At 59.3% G+C, this 18,661-nt stretch carries 14 protein-coding genes and 3 pseudogenes; 5 read left to right on the top strand and 12 right to left on the bottom strand.

Going from position 1 to position 18,661, the window contains the following annotated elements:
• Nucleotides 1-54: 54 nt before the first annotated feature.
• The 4 genes and pseudogenes from RYC18_RS06660 to RYC18_RS06650 form a co-directional block, all read left to right on the top strand.
• Nucleotides 55-1,584: pseudogene (locus tag RYC18_RS06660) on the top strand (PAS domain-containing protein); the annotation flags it as partial.
• Nucleotides 1,585-2,211, top strand: coding sequence for a methyl-accepting chemotaxis protein (locus tag RYC18_RS26365; RefSeq protein WP_371913370.1), 627 nt, complete (start codon nucleotides 1,585-1,587; stop codon nucleotides 2,209-2,211).
• Entirely contained in the window at nucleotides 2,208-3,689 is a 1,482-nt protein-coding gene (locus RYC18_RS06655) for a chemotaxis protein CheW (protein ID WP_005779746.1), read from the top strand. Before RYC18_RS26365 ends, RYC18_RS06655 begins: the two co-directional genes overlap by 4 nt.
• A 65-nt stretch (nucleotides 3,690-3,754) precedes the next feature.
• Nucleotides 3,755-3,880, top strand: a complete 126-nt coding sequence (locus RYC18_RS06650) for a hypothetical protein (protein ID WP_080900487.1) — start codon at nucleotides 3,755-3,757, stop codon at nucleotides 3,878-3,880.
• An 87-nt stretch (nucleotides 3,881-3,967) separates the two neighbouring features.
• Here the strand turns inward: RYC18_RS06650 and RYC18_RS06645 are convergent, their stop codons facing one another.
• Nucleotides 3,968-4,366, bottom strand: a complete 399-nt coding sequence (locus RYC18_RS06645) for a hypothetical protein (protein WP_005746847.1) — start codon at nucleotides 4,364-4,366, stop codon at nucleotides 3,968-3,970.
• Nucleotides 4,367-4,460: 94 nt separating this feature from the next.
• Nucleotides 4,461-5,336 (bottom strand): MBL fold metallo-hydrolase, encoded by an 876-nt coding sequence (locus RYC18_RS06640; RefSeq protein WP_005779744.1) that lies wholly within the window; start codon nucleotides 5,334-5,336, stop codon nucleotides 4,461-4,463.
• A gap of 109 nt (nucleotides 5,337-5,445) precedes the next feature.
• Here RYC18_RS06640 and RYC18_RS06635 point away from each other — a divergent pair.
• Nucleotides 5,446-6,324 (top strand): annotated as a pseudogene (locus tag RYC18_RS06635) (LysR family transcriptional regulator); the annotation flags it as partial.
• 137 nt (nucleotides 6,325-6,461) lie between these two features.
• On the opposite strand, the gene RYC18_RS26360 reads toward RYC18_RS06635, so the two are convergent.
• The 10 genes and pseudogenes from RYC18_RS26360 to RYC18_RS06590 all read right to left on the bottom strand — a co-directional run bounded on the left by RYC18_RS26360 (nucleotide 6,462) and on the right by RYC18_RS06590 (nucleotide 18,554).
• A complete protein-coding gene (locus RYC18_RS26360; protein WP_371913369.1) occupies nucleotides 6,462-7,190 on the bottom strand; it encodes a methyl-accepting chemotaxis protein in 729 nt (242 codons plus the stop codon).
• A gap of 129 nt (nucleotides 7,191-7,319) precedes the next feature.
• Nucleotides 7,320-8,246, bottom strand: a pseudogene (locus tag RYC18_RS26355) (cache domain-containing protein); the annotation flags it as partial.
• A gap of 370 nt (nucleotides 8,247-8,616) precedes the next feature.
• On the bottom strand, nucleotides 8,617-9,189 hold the full coding sequence (locus RYC18_RS06625) for a sarcosine oxidase subunit gamma (RefSeq protein ID WP_005746842.1): 573 nt from the start codon (nucleotides 9,187-9,189) through the stop codon (nucleotides 8,617-8,619).
• 3 nt (nucleotides 9,190-9,192) lie between these two features.
• Nucleotides 9,193-12,099, bottom strand: coding sequence for a 2Fe-2S iron-sulfur cluster-binding protein (locus RYC18_RS06620; RefSeq protein WP_016981342.1), 2,907 nt, complete (start codon nucleotides 12,097-12,099; stop codon nucleotides 9,193-9,195).
• Nucleotides 12,096-12,401 carry a sarcosine oxidase subunit delta gene (locus tag RYC18_RS06615; protein WP_002553898.1) on the bottom strand — a complete coding sequence of 102 codons (306 nt, stop codon included), beginning with the start codon at nucleotides 12,399-12,401 and terminating at the stop codon, nucleotides 12,096-12,098. The genes RYC18_RS06620 and RYC18_RS06615 overlap by 4 nt, the downstream gene beginning before the upstream one ends.
• A gap of 13 nt (nucleotides 12,402-12,414) precedes the next feature.
• Nucleotides 12,415-13,656, bottom strand: coding sequence for an FAD-dependent oxidoreductase (locus RYC18_RS06610; protein WP_016981343.1), 1,242 nt, complete (start codon nucleotides 13,654-13,656; stop codon nucleotides 12,415-12,417).
• Nucleotides 13,638-14,540, bottom strand: a complete 903-nt coding sequence (folD, locus tag RYC18_RS06605; protein ID WP_005746839.1) for a bifunctional methylenetetrahydrofolate dehydrogenase/methenyltetrahydrofolate cyclohydrolase FolD — start codon at nucleotides 14,538-14,540, stop codon at nucleotides 13,638-13,640. Before folD ends, RYC18_RS06610 begins: the two co-directional genes overlap by 19 nt.
• Nucleotides 14,537-15,403, bottom strand: a complete 867-nt coding sequence (gene purU, locus RYC18_RS06600; RefSeq protein ID WP_004658059.1) for a formyltetrahydrofolate deformylase — start codon at nucleotides 15,401-15,403, stop codon at nucleotides 14,537-14,539. The genes folD and purU overlap by 4 nt, the downstream gene beginning before the upstream one ends.
• A 272-nt stretch (nucleotides 15,404-15,675) precedes the next feature.
• Nucleotides 15,676-16,404 (bottom strand): DUF4198 domain-containing protein, encoded by a 729-nt coding sequence (locus RYC18_RS06595; protein WP_316884533.1) that lies wholly within the window; start codon nucleotides 16,402-16,404, stop codon nucleotides 15,676-15,678.
• A gap of 38 nt (nucleotides 16,405-16,442) precedes the next feature.
• Nucleotides 16,443-18,554: a TonB-dependent siderophore receptor gene (locus RYC18_RS06590; protein ID WP_117140353.1), complete on the bottom strand. Its 2,112-nt coding sequence runs from the start codon at nucleotides 18,552-18,554 to the stop codon at nucleotides 16,443-16,445.
• Between the last annotated feature and the right edge of the window lie 107 nt (nucleotides 18,555-18,661).

Below are 18,661 nucleotides of genomic sequence, written 5' to 3'. Positions count from 1 at the left end.
GAAGCGTTTGACCGGGCCCGCACAGACCGGCGCTTTATAACAATACTTCCATAGATGCTGACTCGCAGAGTATTTTACATGTCGACCACAATTGAAAGCACTCCCAGGGACCGGGCCGAGCTAGAGATGGACCTGCACTCGCTGATGGCGGCCATTGACCGTTCGCAGGCGATGATCGAGTTTGATCTTGAAGGCAATATCCTGCGGGCCAATACCAATTTTCTGGATTGCGTCGGGTATCGCCTGGACGAAGTCCAGGGTCGGCATCACCGCATGTTCTGCACCCCGGAACACGCTTCCAGCGTTGAGTATGCGACGTTTTGGGAAAAACTGGGCAAAGGTGCCTTTGACGAAGGGCAGTACAAGCGCCTGGGCAAGAACGGTCGCGAGATCTGGTTGCAGGCAACCTACAACCCGGTTTTCGACGAACAGGGCAACCCGTTCAAGGTCGTAAAATTCGCCACCGACGTCACGCAGCAACGCAAGACCAACGCCGAGTACGAAGGTAAGGTCGCAGCGATCGATCGTTCGCAGGGCATCATCGAGTTCGACCTGAACGGCCGCGTGCTCAACGCCAACGAAAACTTTCTCAAGGTGCTGGGCTATCGTCTGGATGAGATACAGGGCCAGCATCACCGCATGTTCTGTGAAGACGACTACCTGAACAGCCCGGCCTATCGTGCTTTCTGGGCCAAGCTCGAGCGTGGCGAGTATGACTCCGGCGAGTACAAACGAATCGGCAAGAACGGTCGAGAGCTATGGATCAGCGCCACTTACAACCCGATTTTTGACCCTGATGGTCGTCCTTACAAAGTGGTGAAGTTCGCCAACGACGTCACCGAGAGCCGCGTCCGTCAGGCCGAGTCCGCCGGCAAGGTGACGGCGATCGAGCGTTCTCAGGCGGTTATCGAATTCGATCTGACCGGCAAGGTGCTGCATGCCAACCGCAACTTCCTTGCGGTATTCGGCTACGACCTTGAGGAAATTGTCGGCGAACACCACCGGATGTTCTGCTCTGAGGAGTTTGTCAGCAGTCTGGAGTATCGCGAGCTCTGGGAAAAACTGGGGCGTGGCGAATACGACGCCAATGAGTACAAACGCAAGCGTAAGGATGGCAAGGAAATCTGGATTCAGGCGACCTACAACCCGATCCTCGACGCGCAGGGCAAACCCTACAAGATCGTCAAGTTCGCGCTCGACGTGACAGTTGCCAAGGAAACCAGCGTCGAGCACCACGGCAAGGTGAATGCAATCGACCGCGCCCAGGCCGTCATCGAGTTTGACATGGCCGGCAACATTATTACCGCCAACGCCAACTTCCTCAAAGCGCTGGGCTATGGCCTGCAGGAGATCAAGGGCCAGCATCACCGTATTTTCTGTGATGAGGAATATGTGCGTGGCACTGAATACCGGGAGTTCTGGCACGGGCTGGGGCAGGGCGAGTTCTATTCCGGACGCTTCATGCGCGTCAGCAAGTACGGGCAGAAAATCTGGATTCAGGCGACTTACAGCCCGATTTTGGACCATGACGGGCTGCCGTTCAAAGTGGTGAAATTCGCCACTGACATTACCCGTCAGGTCGAGATGGAGCAGGCGATAGAAGCCAAGACCCGCGCCATGGGCGAGTCGGTTAAAGCATTGATGAACGCCATTTCCTACGTGGCACAAAGCACCCAGACGGCCACCGATCTGGCCAGAATGACGCGTGAGCAGGCCAGTACCGGTTCGCAGACTCTGGTCAAGGCGTCCGATGCGATGGGCATGATCGCCAAGTCGGCCGAGGGCATTCAGGACATCATCCAGGTGATCAGCGAGATCGCCAGTCAGACCAACATGCTGGCCTTCAACGCCGCTATCGAGGCGGCCAGGGCTGGCGAGCACGGTCTGGGCTTCTCGGTGGTGGCCGATGAAGTGCGCAAGCTGGCCGAGAAGTCCTCGCGTGCGACCAAGGAAATCAACAAGCTGATCCTCGAAACAGTCAGCCGGATCGAGTCGGGCAACGAGATTTCGCGCAGTGCCGGCGAAGCCTTCGAACACATCGTGGAAGGCGTGATGCAGACCACTCAGGCAATCGACGGGATCAACACGGCGACAGAGAAGCAACGTCTGTCGGCGCAGGAAGTCGAGACACTGATCGTCGAGCTGCATAAAGCCAACCTGACCGGCTACACCCAGACTCTGGACAAGGTATCCATCGGACAACCTGCATGAGCAGCCTGAATGCCTATGGCGTCGTGCAGATCAATGGCGTTTATCTGGCGGTGGTTGCCGAAGCGCTGATGGAGGCCGTGCACTGGCCTGCCGACCTGTACCCCCATCCGCTGACTCGCGGTGCGTTGCGCGGGGTGTTTACCTTGCGCGGCAAACCGGTGCCTTTGGTGGACCTGCGGGGCCAGTTGGCGGAGGGCGGCGATACATCGTTGCCCACGCCGCTGGTCGCTATTCTCAAGTACGGCGGTGGCTACCTGGGGCTGGCGATTGATGCGGTCTGCGACATTCTCAAGGCCCGCGACTCTCAATTCAGCCCCTTGGGCCCTGGCGGCACCAGTGTCGGGTTGCTGCCATCACTGCTGCTGGGCGCAGAAGAATCGCGGATGATCTACAAGCTCGACCTGGGTTTTCTGAGTAGCTTGCCAGGCGTACTGTTTGCTGCTGATCCGAGCGCGCAGGTGCTCAAGGAAGAAGCGCTCGCGGCCAAGAATCGTTTGCTGCATTACCTGGTGTTCGAGTGTGACGGTCGCAACTTCTGTATCGATGCGAGCGTCGTGACCGAACTGGTGGATAATCCTGAAATTTCGGCTTCGGACTTTGCCAGTGAGTGCTGCTTTGGCGTTACGTCGGTGCGTGGCACCAAGGTCCCGGCGCTCAATCTGTCCGAAGTCCTTGGTCTGGACCATAAACGCCAGACCTCCAAGCCGCAGTTGTTGCTATTGACGGCTCCGGACGGTCGGGTATGCGGGTTTGGTTACGACCGCATGGTCGCCATCCAGCGTCAGGACCCGGGCAGCCTTCTGGCGGCACCGGGTTACGGCCTGCCGCATCCTGAACTGCTGGCCGGGGTCATGAACCTGGAGGAGGGGCAACAGGCATTGTTGCTGGATCATCCAATGCTGTTGCAGCGCCCGGAAGTCAAAAGCTACACCCAAGTTTATCAGCACGACGTCAAACCTGCACAAGCCTCGCACGATGTGACCAAGGCGATGTTGCGCCATGCCTGTCTGCTGTTTGACGCACCGACCCGCTTCGTCGCGCCGTTGAGTCAGATCGTCGAGATCATGAGCGTGCCGCAACAGCTGATCGGTTTGTCGCAACCGGCGACGCACCTGCTAGGGCAATTCAATCTGCGTGGCGAGCAAGTGCCGCTGATCTGCCTGAGCAGCCTGCTGGGCGAGGGGGCGCAAACCCCGGGTGAAGCGTCCCGTGTCCTGATCGTGCGTGGCGAGCGCCTGTGCTTCGGTTTTGCCGTGAGCCGGGTCGATGCGATCGACGCGTTCAATCAGTTCGACCCGGCCATGCTCGAGCAGGGCTGGCAGGCCAATACCGGCAAGGGGATCTCGGTCAATGACCGAGTGCGCTCGCTGGTCAGCGTCGGCAGTCAGGAACGCAGTTGGCGCGCAACCCTGCTCGATTTGCAGGGGCTGGCCAGGCAACTGGAGTGCAATGTCGCCGAACGAGTGGCAGCGCGCTAATCAATCGGAACCGAATGCTTCGCGCGTGGCCTTATTTTGAGTGTCCACGAGCGGAGAGAATGACCATGACTGACCAGAAAGACGAGAAAAAGCAGGAACCGGCAAACGATGTGCCTGCGCACTCGACGCCAGAAGAAAAGGAACGCCTGAAGGACTTCAACAAAGGTGGTATTCCGCCGGGGGCCTGTTGATCAGTCAACAGGACAATGCACATGACGCCCGGTCTGTTTTAGATCGGGCGTTATGGTTTCAAAGGCCTGTTCGGGCTCTGTATTGACTCACGCGTCGCGCAGCAGGTCGTTGGCGTTGAGTAGTTCATAGGCGATCTGCGGGCGTGCCTCAAGTGCACTGCGGATTGCGCTTGCAACCGACTTGCGCGTCTTGCGGCACAGGCCGGTCTTTTTCTGCACGACGATGCTGATGCCGCGCATGGTGCGTACTTCGTTGAAGCCCGGTGCGATTTCGACGCGCACACCCAGTTGCTCGAAAATCTTGCGCTGCATGTGCTCCAGATCCTTCAGGCTTTCGACACGGCTCAGGCGCTCAAGCAGCGTGTTTTCCGCATCACGGGTCAGCTTGAGGATGCGCAGGTCGGCGTCTTCCGCATCCAGCCGTTCGCGCTCGCAGTCGCAAGCGCCGGGCGGGCAGGGGTTACGGATTTTGACAGGAGCGTTCATGGGTGCAGCATAGCGATTGACGGGGGCGTCTGACCATCCCCCGGAACTGCTGCGTGCAACTGCGGCGATGCGGCAACAGTTCCCTGGTTTCAGATCAGTTCGGCCACTTCATCTCGCCCTTGATGACCTTGGCACTCAGTTCCAGCGAGCTCGGTTCGGCCAGTTGTGGCCAGGCATTCTGCATGGCATCGATCAGGCCCTTGGAATCCTTGGCTTTGGCCGCTTGTTGTTCAAAGGACTTCAGATAGTCGGCGGTGAACGTCACAGCCTTGGTGCCCGCTGGAATCTCGCCCAGATAATGGCCCGGAATTACCGTGACCGGTTTCAGCGCCTCAATGCCCTTGAGGGTCGCGAGCCAGTCCTGACGCGATTTCGGGCTTTGGGTATCAGCAATCCAGACATGAATGCCGCTGGACACCACGACGCCGCCGACCACCGCCTTGAGCGATGGAATCCATACGTAGCTGCGCTCGGGGGCCGGGCCGTTCAGGCCTTTGATCTGTAATGGCTGACCCTCAAGGGTAAGATGGTCACCCTTGAGCACCTCTGGCAGGACCAGTCTGGCCGGAGCATTGTCCTTGAGAATCGGTCCCCAGTAGGCAAGCTTGCCCTGCATCGACGCCTTGATCGCTTTCACGGTAGGAGCGCTGGCAACGATCTTCGCATCGGGGAAAGCAGCTTTGATGACGTCCAGCCCGAAGTAGTAATCCGGGTCGCTGTGGCTGATGTACACGGTAGTGAGTTTCTTGCCGCTGGCCTTGATCTTCTCTACCAGCGCCTGAGCATCGTTACGCTGAAACTGCGCATCGATCAGCACCGCATCATGCTTGCCGGTGATCAGTTCGGATGACACCGGGAAGATGGCTTTTTCGGCCGGATTGTAGACCTCGATCGCCAGTGGATCAGCGGCCTGGGCTGCAAGCGGGAATAGCACCGCGAACGATAGAGCAAGCAGGGAATTGCGTAGCATGGGGTACGACCTTTTTATAGAGCAAAACTGAGGTCGTTATCTTATGTTGCTTAAAATGAAACAAAAGCCTCAATATTGGCAACTATTGATTGCTTATATCGGATGAATCATGGATCGGATCATGGCGGCGCGGGTGTTCATGGCCATCAACGAACGCGGCAGCCTCATCGCTGCCGCTGAGGCGCTGGACATGTCACGGGCGATGGTGACCCGTTATCTGGCGCAGATGGAAACCTGGGCGGGAGCGCGCTTGCTGCACCGCACCACGCGCAAGCTGGGGCTCACTGCGCCCGGACAGGTGACGTTGCTGCGTTGCCAGCAGCTTGTCGAGCTGGCTGACGCAGTGCCGCTGGCAGCCGATACGCAAGTCGATGAGCCGCGTGGCATGCTGCGTATTGCCTGTTCGCAGTCACTGGCACTGGCGGTTCTGGCCCCAGCGGTGACGGCTTACCTGCAACGCTACCCCGGCACCTCGGTGGATCTGCTGATTGGCAACGAGGCCGTGGACCTGGTCAGCGAGCGCATCGATCTGGCAATCCGCATCACCAACCAGCTGGACCCCAATGTGATTGCCCGTCCATTGGGGCATTGCGATTCGGTTGTCTGTGCCTCTCCAGCCTACCTCGCCATGCACGGCACTCCCTCCAGTCCGCAAGAACTGGCTGCACACAACTGCCTGACCTATTCGTACTTCGGCAAGAGCCTGTGGGAGTTCACCCGGCAGCAGTTGCCGCTCAGCGTTCCGGTGGGCGGCAACCTCAGCGCCAACGATTCAGTGGTGTTGCTGGAGGCCGCAGTGGCTGGCGCGGGGATCACCTTGCAACCGGTGCATTCGGCAGCGCCGCTGATTGCAAGTGGCAAGCTGATCGCGGTGCTGCCCGACCACCAGCCAAGGGCGCTGGGCATCCACGCGATCTACACCTCGCGGCATCACCAGTCGGCCACCTTGCGCACCATGCTGGATTTTCTGACTGAATGGTTTGAGAGGAGGGCGCAGAGCCTTGAGGTTGGATCACCTGCTGCGCAAAGGACGCAGAGCGCCCAGAACGGCATGCCCACGCGGAGCATGGGCACGATAGGGGACACACAGACACCTATCGTTTCTCACGCTCCGAGTGTGCAGTATCAGGTCTTGAACTTGCGCACCAGGCCGTCGAGTTCGCTGGACAGTAGTTCCAGACTTCTGGAATCCGCACGGGCGGAGTCCGAGAGGTCGGCGATCAACTGGGCGTCGCCATGGATCTGGCTGATGTGACGGTTGATGTCTTCGGCCACCTGATGCTGCTCTTCGGCGGCGGTTGCAATCTGGGTGTTCATGTCGCGAATCACATCAACTGACTCACGGATCTGCCCGAAGCTGCTGCGTGCCTGCCCGATCTTGATCACCGATTGCTGCGACACGTCGAGGCTGGCGTGCATCTGTTGCGCCACCGAAGCGGTGCGTTTGGCCAGATTGCCCAGCAGGTTGTCGATTTCGGCGGTCGAGTCCGAGGTACGTTTGGCCAGCGCGCGGACTTCGTCGGCTACCACGGCAAAGCCGCGACCCTGCTCGCCTGCGCGAGCTGCTTCGATGGCCGCGTTGAGGGCCAGCAGGTTGGTCTGCTCGGCAATCGAACGGATGGTGTTGAGGATCGACTGAATGCCTGCGCTGTCCTTTTCCAGTTGCGTCATATCCTTGGCCGAGCGGGTGAGTTCCTCGCTGAGCTGGTCGACACTGCGCACCGCATCGTCGATCTGTCGCTGACCTTCGCGCGCCTGCTGCTGACCGCTGTCGGCCGAATCGGCGGCCTGGCTGCAGGAACGAGCGACTTCGTTGGAGGTGGCGACCATTTCATGGAAGGCCGTGGAGACCATGTCCACCGCCTCGCGCTGACGTCCAGCGGCTTCGGCCATGTCGTTGGAGACACGGGTGGAGCTGTGTGAGGCTTCAAGAATCTTCCCGGCAGCCTGGCCGATGTGCTGGATCAGGTTGCGAATCGCGGTAAGGAACTTGTTGAACCAGCCTGCCAGTTGCGCAGTTTCATCCTTGCCGCGCACGGCGAGGTTCTGGGTCAGGTCGCCTTCGCCGCCAGCAATGCCTTCCAGACCGCTCGACACGCTGTGGATCGGACGCACGATGACGCTGGCAAAGCTGGCACCGACAATCGCAAAGACCACCGCCAATACCGCAGCGATAACGCCGATCAGCCAGGTCAGGCGGGTGGCCGAGGCCATCACTTCGTCCTGTTTGATCAGACCGATGAAGTTCCAGCCCAGTTGCTCGGACGGGTACACGTTGGCCATGTAGCGTTCGCCGTTGAGTGTTACCTCGACCAGACCGCTGCCGGTTTTGGCCAGCTCGGTGAAACCGTCGCCCAGTTCACCCAGTTTCTTGAAGTTGTGTTCCGGCTGCTTGGGATCGACCAGCACGGTGCCGCTCTTTTCCATCAGCATCAGGTAGCCGCTGTCACCCAGCTTGATCTGCTTGACGATGTTGGTCAGCTGCTTGAGTGATACGTCGATGTTGACCACGCCGCCAGGGTTGCCCAGTTTATTGGGGATCGCCCGAATGGTGCTGACCAGCACCGCGTCATCGTTGGCCCAGTAATAGGCGTCGCTGCGCACGGTTTTGCCAGCATTGGCCATTGCGGTCTTGTACCACGGGCGAACACGTGGGTCGTAGTTGCTCATTTTCGGGTCTTCCGGCGTCATGATGTAGCTGCCGTTGATCAACCCGTAAGAGACGTAGGAGTAGGCCGGATGGGCCTTGGCGATACTGGCGAACAGCTCGGTCGCCTGCCTGTCATTCTCGGACTGCGGGGGAGGCGTTGCGCCCATGTAGTTGCGGAAATCATCGCTCGCCCCGGCGATCAGCGGGTGCGCCGCGATGTAATTGACGTTCTGCGTAATGCCGTCGAAAAACAGTTGCATGGCATTGTCGACCTGGCGAATCTCGCGTGCGCTGCTGTCCACGAAATCACTGGTCGCCTTGTCACGCAGATTCACGATCACGATGGCGGCGACGACTAATATGGGCAAACACGCAATGACTGCGAACGCCCACGTCAATTTCTGTTTGATATTCATTTGAGCTCCGGGGGGCGCGTTACTGCCGCAAGTGTCGGGTGCTGCATGGGTGCAGTCTGCGACCCCAGGCGTTGAGCCGAGGGTCGCTCTTATGGTCTACCAAATGTCCAACGGCTTTATGCCAGCATTCTTTAGGCGGCTTGGCGGTAACAGACACTTGTTGTCGTTCATGAGCACGAAACGGCCTTTATTCACTGAAGCAGTAACCCGTTGTTCATGAGAGGCGCCCTCCAAACTCGGTCATGGCATCCAGCATCGCTTCCTTGAAGTAAGCCAGTGAAGCCCGATCAAAGAGAATCTGAAAACAGGGTTCGCTCTGCGCGCCAACATTGATCACGATCACATTGATTCGCGCTGCCGAGGTCTGCGCCACCGAGCCGACTGCGAATGCTGACGGACGCAGGTCCACGCCGCACAATTTAGCCATCACCTCGGGGATGCACGGGCCGCTCAGTTGCAGCCACGCATGGCTGTCTTCGCGAGGCAGCAGGTAGTTGGCGTTATGGTCCAGTTCCCAACGGGCTTCCTCATCGGCTATGCGCTGGCCTTTATCAAGCGGGCTGCCGAGCAGCAGGTATTCGGTCTGCGAAAGACGTGCAACATGGCTGCCGTCGGCCTGAGTAACCGCGCGGTTCGGCGTATCGGGCAGACTGAAACCACGTGCTGTCAGGTATTCGGCGCTTTGCGTACCGCGAAACCCCACGCGCGGCAGATCGGTCAGGTCTTGCAGTGTGCACAGTGAGGGCGCGCCAGCTCTGACCGGGCGGTCCTGGATAAGGCTAGTCATGGTTCAGAGCTCCTGGCGCTGGTTTTCAGGATCGAAGAAGGGCATTTTCACGACGGTCGCCTGAACCACCACACCGTCTTCGACGCGAATCGGGATCTGCTGGCCGGGTGTGCTTTGGTCGAACGCGGCATAAGCCATGCCGATAATCATGCCGAGGGTTGACGAGTATTCGCAGGAGGTCACGTTGCCACTGATGTCCGGACCTTTGAGCACCAGATGACCTTCAAGCGGCAGCGGACTGGCCTTGGGCAGGGTGAAGCCCACCAGCTTGCGTTTCTGTGGCTGGGCTTCGAGGATATCCACTGAGCGGCGGCCGACAAAGAACGGCTTGCTCCGGCTGACCGCCCAGCCCATGTCGATTTCGGCTGGATGGGTCATGCCATCGGTGTCCTGGCTGATGATGACGTGGCCTTTTTCCAGACGTAACAGACGCTGCGTTTCGACGCCGAACGGACGCATATCAAACGCCTTGCCAGCCTCGGTCAGCGCGTCCCACAGTGTCAGGGCATGCCGGGCCGGAACGTGGATTTCGTAGCCCAGTTCGCCGACGAAACCGACTCGCAACAGCCGCGCCTTGATGCCGGCAACAGTGCCCAGGCGCACGCCCAGATAGGGGAAACCTGCTGCGGACAGATCAAGGTCGGTACACACTTGCTCCAGTACCTTGCGTGAATCCGGGCCCGCCACGTTGACCGCAGCAATGGCCGCTGTGACGTTGGTGATGTCCACATTCAGACGCCACTGGGCATTCCACTTGAGCATCTGTTGGTAGATGCGATCCACACCGCTGGTGGTGGCGGTGACGTAGAAGTGCTGGTCGGCAAAGCGTGCACAAACGCCGTCGTCAATGACCACGCCGTGCTCGTTGGTCATCAGCGCATAGCGTGAACGCCCGACCGGCTGCTTGAGGAACGCAAAGGTGTACATGCGGTTGAGCAGCTCGGCGGCATCGGGTCCGCGCACGTCCAGGCCACCGAGTGTCGACACATCGATAATCCCGACCTTGTTGCGCACATGCAGTGCTTCTTGCTGCATGCAGGTATCGCGTTGCGATGGCTTGCCATAGAACGCTGGACGCTGCCAGATCCCGGCCGGCATCATCTTCGCGCCTGCCTGCACATGCCGTTGGTGCATGGGCGTCTGGCGGTAGGGGTCGAAGGCCCGTCCCGCGACGTGCGCCAGTTTCTCTGCCTCGAAGGGCGGCCGGGCAGTGGTCACACCGGTTTCGCTGATGCTGCGCTGGGTAGACGCGGCCACCAGTCGTGCGGTTGGCAACGCTGAGTGACGACCCTGCGACGGCCCCATCCCGACAGTGGAATAACGCTTTACCAACTGAATGTCGCGATAGCCAATGCGGGTGGCATTGACGATATCGCGCACCTGCAAGTCTTCGTCGAAATCGACAAAATCCTTGCCTTCAGGATGCGGAAAAATCGGCCAGGCGAAGTTGACCTGCGCTTCGCTGCGCAGTGCGGCCGGTTTGTCGGTCGATTCCAGGCCTAGCGCCGAGAGCACCCCGGCGGCGGCATTCGCCGCATCGGTCAGCACGTTATCCAGCGCGTGATAACCGTTGACCGAACCGGCGATGCCCAGGTTCTGCGGCAGGCTGCTGATCGCGAACTCGGCCTGCCGATCGTCATAGGCCAGCTTGCCGCCCGCCTGACACAGCAACTGGTAGGCCGGCATGTAGCCGCCGGACATGCACAGCAGGTCGCACTCGACACTCAAACCCTTGTTGGCCACCTGACCCTGGCCGGTGATCTTGCGCAGCTCGGCCCCGCTTACGTGACGCATGCCTTTCTCGTGCAGCGCTTCATACACGGTGGTGCTCATGTGGCAGACGATGCCGCGTTGCTCCAGCGCAACCTGCAATCCCCGATCCGACGGATTGGCGCGCATGTCGGCGACCGCGACCACTTCGACACCCTGATCGTGCAAATCCAGTGCAGCGAGGTAACCGTCATCATTGCCGGTCAGCACCACCGCGCGCTTGCCGGGCTTGACTGCGTACAGCCTGATCAGACGCTGCACGGCGCTGGTCAGCATCACACCGGGCAAATCATTGTTGCGAAAAATAACCGGCTGGTCGAACGAGCCACTGCACACCAGGCATTGCGTAGCGCGCACCTTGTACAGACGCTTGCCCTGAATCACTGGCAGATAGTTGTCGGTAAACCAGGCATTGCAAGTGGCCTGTGTGAGGACCTGAATATTGGCGTGCGCCTGCACGGCGTCGACCAGTTCGCGCCGCAGTTGCCCGGCACGCTGACCGTCGATATCGAAGCGCGCGTAAGTCAGCGAACCTCCGAGTATCGGCTGCTGTTCGATCAACAGCACCCTGGCTCCGGCGTTGGCTGCGGTCAGAGCCGCCTGTAACCCGGCAGGTCCTGCACCGATTACCGCCAGATCTGTGAACAGGTAGGCCTTGTCGTAGTATTCAGGCTGAAAGTCCAGATCCAGCACGCCGAGGCCCGCTTTCTTGCGAATGATCGGCTCCCAGACTTTCCACATGCCTTTGGGCTTGTAGAACGAGCGGTAGTAGAAACCCACCGGCATGAACTTCGAGAACTTGCCCAGCCAGGCATCCCTATCGTGGTCCAGCGAGCCGCTGAAATTCTGTCCGGTTGCCTGCAAGCCATCCTGCAAGACAAAAGTGTCGGCCAGCACGTTAGGCTCGTGTGGCAACTGGATCAGGCTGTTGGCGTCCTGTCCGGCCATGCTCAGCGGTCCGCGCGGGCGATGGTATTTGAACGAGCGCGAGAGCAGAAAGCGACCATTGGCCAGCAGTGCGCTGGCAATGCTGTCGCCTTGCAGGCCCTGATACGTTTTGCCATCGAAGCTGAAGGTGAGCGGCTGGTTGCGATCGATCAGCAGGCCCATGGGCTCGGGCAAGCGGGCTGGGGTGGTCATCCTGCGATCTCCTTGGATGGGAGGGGAGCGAAGTCGATACGTGCGGTAAATATTTCCCGCGGGTCGAAGGTGCGAATGATCTCGTCGCTGCCGGTATGACGTTCGGCCAGAAACCAGTAGCTGGACGGGTTATGCATCCACCACTCGCGCACCACGCCCAGGGTGTCCTCACTGTTGAACACGTAATCGGCCCATTGCGCATCGCTGCAGGTTTGCGGGTCAGGCATGTGCTTGAATTCGCCGCCGTAGGTGAATTCGCTGATGTTGCGCGGCCCGTTGAGCGGGCAGGTCATGATTTTCATGTGTCGCTCTCCGTCAGTGGCTGGCCGCTGTCGCGCCCATTTCGTTGACTTGCTGGAAGGTCGAGAAGCGTTCCAGCGCGAATGGCCTGATCAACTCGGGCACCTTGCCGCCACTGGCCACCAGTTCGGCCATGGTCTTGCCGCAGATCGGCGTCGCCTTGAAGCCCCAGGTGCCCCAGCCTGCGTCCAGGTAATAATTCTTGACCGGCGAAAGCCCCATGATCGGGCTGTAGTCCGGGGTCATGTCGGTGATTCCGGCCCACTGGCGCATCAATTTGGCGTTGGCCAGAAACGGAAACATCTCGATGGCGTGTGCCAGCAGGCTTTCCTTGAGGTCCAGCGTCGAGCGCGTGTTGAACAGCGGATACGGGTCCGAGCCGCCGCCAAACACCACCTCGCCACGACTGGTCTGCTGGACATAGCAGTGCAGGGCAGACGAGCTCACCAACGGGTCGAGGAACGGTTTGAAGGGTTGAGTGACCATCGCTTGCAGCGGGAAGGTCTGGATCGGTGAGCGAATGCCGGCCTTTTTCATCATCTGCGAACTCATGCCCGCGACCGCCTGTACGGCGCAACCGCACTGGATGGTGCCGCGATTGGTTTTCACAGCAGTGATGGCGCCATTCTCGATTACCAGTTCCTGCACTTCGGTCAGTTGATGAATCTCGACGCCGCGCTTGGCCGCCTGTTTGGCATAGCCCCAGGCCACCGCGTCATGACGTGCGGTGCCGCCGTCGATATGCCACAGGCCCGCGAGCACCGGCAGATGGCCAGGGTCCAGATTGAGGCTCGGCACCAGTTCGCGGATCTGCTGGCGGTCGATCATTTCGGTGCGGCCGCCGAAATGCTTGTTGACCTCGGCGCGCTGACGGAACGAGCGTACGGTGGCGTCGGTATGCGCGAGGGTTAGCTGGCCGCGCTCCGAATACATGATGTTGAAGTCGAACTCGTTGGACAGGCCCTGAAACATCTTCACCGACTCGGCATAGAACTTCACGCCTTCGCTGGTCAGGTAATTGGAGCGGATAACCGCCGTGTTGCGCGCCGTGTTGCCGCCGCCCAGATAGCCTTTTTCCAGCACGGCTATATTGGTGATGCTGTGGTATTTCGACAGGTAGTACGCGGTCGCCAGGCCATGACCACCGCCGCCGATGATCACCACGTCGTAGGAAGGCTTGAGTTCCTTGGGCGCAGGCAGATCCACCTCGACCGGATACTCCGGGCTGAGCCCGTATTTCAACAGGTTGAAAGGCATACGGCCTCCGATTGGCTGCGCTGTGCGAGGGCTTGCTGCCTAGCAGCAGTCACTGTGTTTTTCATCAGAAAGGCGATGGTCATCGGCCCGACGCCACCGGGTACCGGTGTGATGGCAGAAGCCACGCTCAGGGCGTTGTCGAAATCGACATCGCCCACCAGGCGGCTGCGGCCTTGATCCTCGATGCGGTTGATACCGACATCGATCACCACCGCGCCGCGCTTGAGCCAGCTGGCATCTATCAGGCGCGGGCGGCCAACCGCTGCCACGACGATGTCGGCCAACTGACACAAGGCCCTGGCGTCATTACTGCGCGAATGCACCACCGTCACCGAGCAGTGCGCTTGCAGCAGCAGGGCGGCCATGGGTTTGCCGACGATGTTGGAACGACCGATTACCACCGCATGCTTGCCGCTCAGATCGCCGCAGGTCTCTTCAAGCAAGTGCATGCAGCCGCTGGGCGTGCAGGGCGTCAGTACGCTGCGTCCCTGGCTGAGGCCGCCCACGTTTTCACTGTGAAAGCCATCGACGTCCTTGCCCGGATCAATGGCCTGCAAGGCGCGGGCTTCTTCCATGTGCGACGGCAGTGGCAGTTGCAGCAGGATGCCGTTTACCGAGTCGTCGGCGTTCAGTTCGGCAATCAGCGCCAGCACCTGTGCCTGGCTGCTCTTGGCAGGCAGGCGGTGCTCCAGCGAACGAATGCCTGCTTCCTCGGCGCGCAGGATCTTGTTGCGCACATACACCTCACTGGCCGGGTCGTTACCGACCAGAATGACCGCCAGTGCCGGTTCGATGCCGTCGGCCTTCAAGATTTTCACTTCGGTGCTGACTTGTTCCAGAACACGAGCGGCGGCTGCCTTGCCATCGATGATGCGCGCGCTCATCGGAAGATCACCGTTCGGTCAGTGTTGAGAAACACCCGATGCTCAAGGTGGTACTTGACTGCCCGCGACAGCGCGATGGTTTCGTTGTTACGGCCTGCTGCGACCAGATCTTCAGGCAGGTAGACGTGATCGACACGCTGCACTTCCTGCTCGATGATCGGGCCTTCGTCCAGGTCGCTGGTGACGTAATGCGCAGTGGCACCGATCAATTTCACGCCGCGCTCATAAGCCTGGTGATACGGCTTGGCGCCCTTGAAACCTGGCAGAAACGAGTGATGAATATTGATTGCCCGACCCGCCAGTTGCTTGCACAGGTCGTCGGAGAGAATCTGCATGTAGCGCGCCAGCACCACCAGTTCGGTACCGGTTTCGTCGACCACCTTCATCAGCGCAGCTTCCTGCGCAGCCTTGGTTTCTTTACTCACAGGCAGGTAAATGAAACGAATGCCTTCCCGCTCGGCCATCGGCCGCAAGTCCAAGTGGTTGGACACAATGGCGGTGATGGTCATGTCCATTTCCCCCTTGTGGTAGCGGTACAGCAGGTCTGTCAGGCAGTGATCGAACTTGCTGACCATCAACAAAACGCGCATCGGGCGACGCGTGTCATGCAGTTCCCACTGCATGGCGAAGTCTTTGGCCACCACATCGAAACCGGTTTTCAACTGCTGGATGTCGCCGTCGTGACCGTCGTTGAAGCGAAACACTGCGCGCATGAAAAAGGTGCCGCTGTACTCATCGTCGAACTGGGCCATTTCACCGATGTAGCAGCCGTTGCCAGCCAAGCAGGAAGCCACTGCCGCGACAATGCCGGAGGTCGCCGGGCAGCTGATCTTCAGGATGAAATGGTTCTTCTCGTGTTGCATGGCTTGTCCTCTGGAATAGGGCGGCAGCTCGGCAAAGGGGGCAAAAGTCAGATACAGAGGTTTTTGAGTGGCGAATAAAATTCTCTACAGGAATTTAATATTCTTGAAGGCTGTTTTATAGGCGAAAGGAAAAGCAGCGTCCAGAGGTTTCTGGAAACTTTGTTTACTAAAGGGAATATGGGGAGTTGGCGTGGTGGGGAGCCGGTGCCTTTTTTTCAGTTGCCGTGAGGCAGAAAACGCCCAGGGCGGGCGTTTTCAGGAAGCAGTAAGGGTCAGTCGTGATGCGCCTCACCGACAAACGTTAATGAGGTAAACAAGCCGCGCTCGGCGATATCGACATTATCCTTGACCGGCTGCGTGACCTCGGCAGCGATGATATTCAGCCCTTCGTTGCGCACGATCACGCTGGCCAGGCCCTGGGCGTCGGTTTCGGCGCTGACCACGTCTGGTGCGCTGCGGTAATCGCCGATCAGCTTGATACCGGCGGCGGGTTTGCCGTCGATCAGTACGCGTACCGGTAAGGGTTTGCCAACCCCGACCTTCAATGGATCAGCCTGTGGCACGATCACAAAATTCAATTTGCTGAACGAGGGCAGGTGCGCGTCTTCTGCGTAGATTGCCACGCTGTATTTGAAGGTATGAATCGAGTCGGTGCCATTGGGCACTTTGCTGCGGCCTTCGTTGATCCACTTTTTCTCGGCGTTGCGTGTCCACATGCCGTTGTCCAGCGCCACCGTCATCACGGCGGGCGGCTTGAGCGGCACCAGTCGCGCGTGATCCTCAAGGCGTTGTACCGTCACCGGGATCATTTTGCCCTGCTGGTCATACGCCCATGCGCCGCTGACTTCTTGCGCTTTGAACGCGTTGTCTTCCGCACCATGACCGTAGACCACCTCGATATTGCCGCGCCGCTGTTCGGTCCACAGGCCGTGTGCGTTTACTTGACTGGCGAACAATGCGCCGAGCAGGCCCAAGGCCATGAAAGGTTTTGTTGACAGCATGGTGCATCCTTATTGTTGTGAAGCGAGGGTTACAGGAGTCAAAGGCCGAGTGTCAGGCTGACCGTAAAGTTACGCGGTTCGCCGGGCGCGACCCAGTAATTGCTGTAGGAGCGCTCGTAGTATTTTTCATCGAAAATGTTGTTGAGGTTCAAGCCCACTGTCACGTTCTCGCTGGCTTTATAGTGAGCCAGCAGGTCGACGGTCTGGTAGGCCGGCAGCTCGAAGTCGGTGCCGGACTGGCCGGAACGATCGCCGACGTAGGTATATGCCGCGCCCACGTCCGAACCGCGCAATACGCCTTCCTGAAATTCATAGACGCTCAACAGGCTGCCACTGTGTTTGGCGACCCCGAGGATGCGACTGCCTGCCGGGATGGTCCGGTCGCCCTTGGTGACTTCGGCATCAATGTAGGCGAATGCTCCGATGATCCGCACCGCGTCAGTGATTTGTCCGGTGAATTGCATGTCGAAACCCTGGCTGCGAGCCTTGCCCACGGCGCGATTGGTGTCGGTGCCCGGGTCCAGGGCCAGAACGTTTTCCTTTTCTATGTGGAAGGCGGCGAGGGTGGTGCTCAGGCGGTTGTCGAACAGTTCGCTCTTGATCCCGGCCTCATAACCGATGCCTTCTTCCGGGTCGAAGGTTTTGCCGGCGGCGTCCAGACCATTGTTCGGCTTGAACGAGGTGGATGCGTTGGCGAACAGGCCAACCTGCGGTGTGAGCTGATAAAGCAGCCCGGCGCGCTGGGTGAACGCGTCGTGACGCTGCCCGGAGGTAGCATTGGTAGTGAAGTCATCGACCTGTTGATCGAAGTGCTCGTAGCGCGCGCCGATCATCCCGCGCAGCTTGTCGGTAAAGACAATCTGGTCCTGCAGGTTCAGCGCACGGCTTTCAATGTGCTCGTAGAAATCAGTGCCGGAACGCGCGCCATTGGGTTTCGGCTGGCCATACACCGGGTTGTAGATGTCGATGGCATAGGGGCTGCCTGCAATGGTGGTCACCCGCTCGTTCTTGCGGTAATTCTCGTATTCGGTGCCGATCAGCACTTCGTGCTCCAGACCGATCGCGTCGAAATGGCCGCGCAATTCCAGTTGGGTGATGCTGTCGTGCCAGTTGTTGTCGCGTTCGCGGTAACGACGGTTGACGGTACGACCGTCGGCATTCAGGGGGCGTGCCTCGCTGGCAAAACCTGACATTTCGCCTTGCTTGTAGTGGCTGGCCAGACGCAGCGACCACACATCACTGAGTTGATGGTCGATGGCAAACTGAACCATGTTGTTGTCATTGTCGATGTCGTCGTCCGGTTCGCCGAGGAAGGTCGAGCGGGACACGCCACTCCATTTATTGTTGGGGGCGACCACACCCCGGTCGAAAGTCGATGTCTGCCGCACGAATTCGGTTTCCACCAACAGACTGGTGTCGGGGTTCAACTGCCAACTGAATGAGGGGGCGACGAAGACCCGCTTGCTTTCGACATGGTCACGAAAGCTGTTGTTGTCTTCGACGGCCAGATTGACACGAGACAGCAGCCTGCCTTCCTCATCCAGCGGTGTGTTGACATCCAGTGCGGTGCGATAGCGATCCCAGCTGCCCGCACTGGTTTGCAGGGTGGTGAATGCTTCACGCTGGGGTTTTTTAGTGACAATGTTGACCGTCCCGCCAGGGTCTCCACGGCCATACAGACTGGCAGCGGGGCCTTTGAGCACTTCGATACGCTCGATGTTGGCGGCATCCGGCGTGGCAGGGTAGCCGCGGTTGGCGCTGAAGCCGTCCTTGTAGAATTCGGAGGTGGTGAAGCCGCGGATGCTGTATTCGTAGAGCGTCAGGCCTCCGAAGTTGTTTTGCTTCGACACGCCCCCGGCAAACTCAAGCGCGCGCTCGACACTGTTACTGCCCAGGTCCTTGAGCACCGAAGCGGGCACTACGCTGATCGACTGCGGAATGTCCTGGATGGCGGTATCGGTTTTGGTGGCGGTGGCCGAACGGGTAGCGCGATAGCCCTGAACCGGGCTGGTGGCTGTCTCGTACTGATAGTCGGAGGTTACGTTGACGCTTTCCAGTTCAATGGTTTGCGGATGTTCCTCCGCATAGCCGGTATTGCCAAAAAACCCGATTGCCAAGCCTGCCAGAGACGCGATTCTACGAGACGACATGTGAGACTTCCTGATGATAATAGATACAATATAACATCTCCGTTGAGAATTATTTCTGTTTGTTTTTGGCGGGATGTGACAGTTGTACCCATCAGCAGGAGCCTGAC

It is taken from the genome of Pseudomonas syringae group sp. 247E2, from assembly GCF_032587795.1.
Taxonomy (GTDB): domain Bacteria; phylum Pseudomonadota; class Gammaproteobacteria; order Pseudomonadales; family Pseudomonadaceae; genus Aquipseudomonas; species Aquipseudomonas amygdali.
The sequence above is the reverse complement of the archived record's forward strand: the minus strand, read 5'-3'. Positions and strand labels throughout refer to the sequence as shown.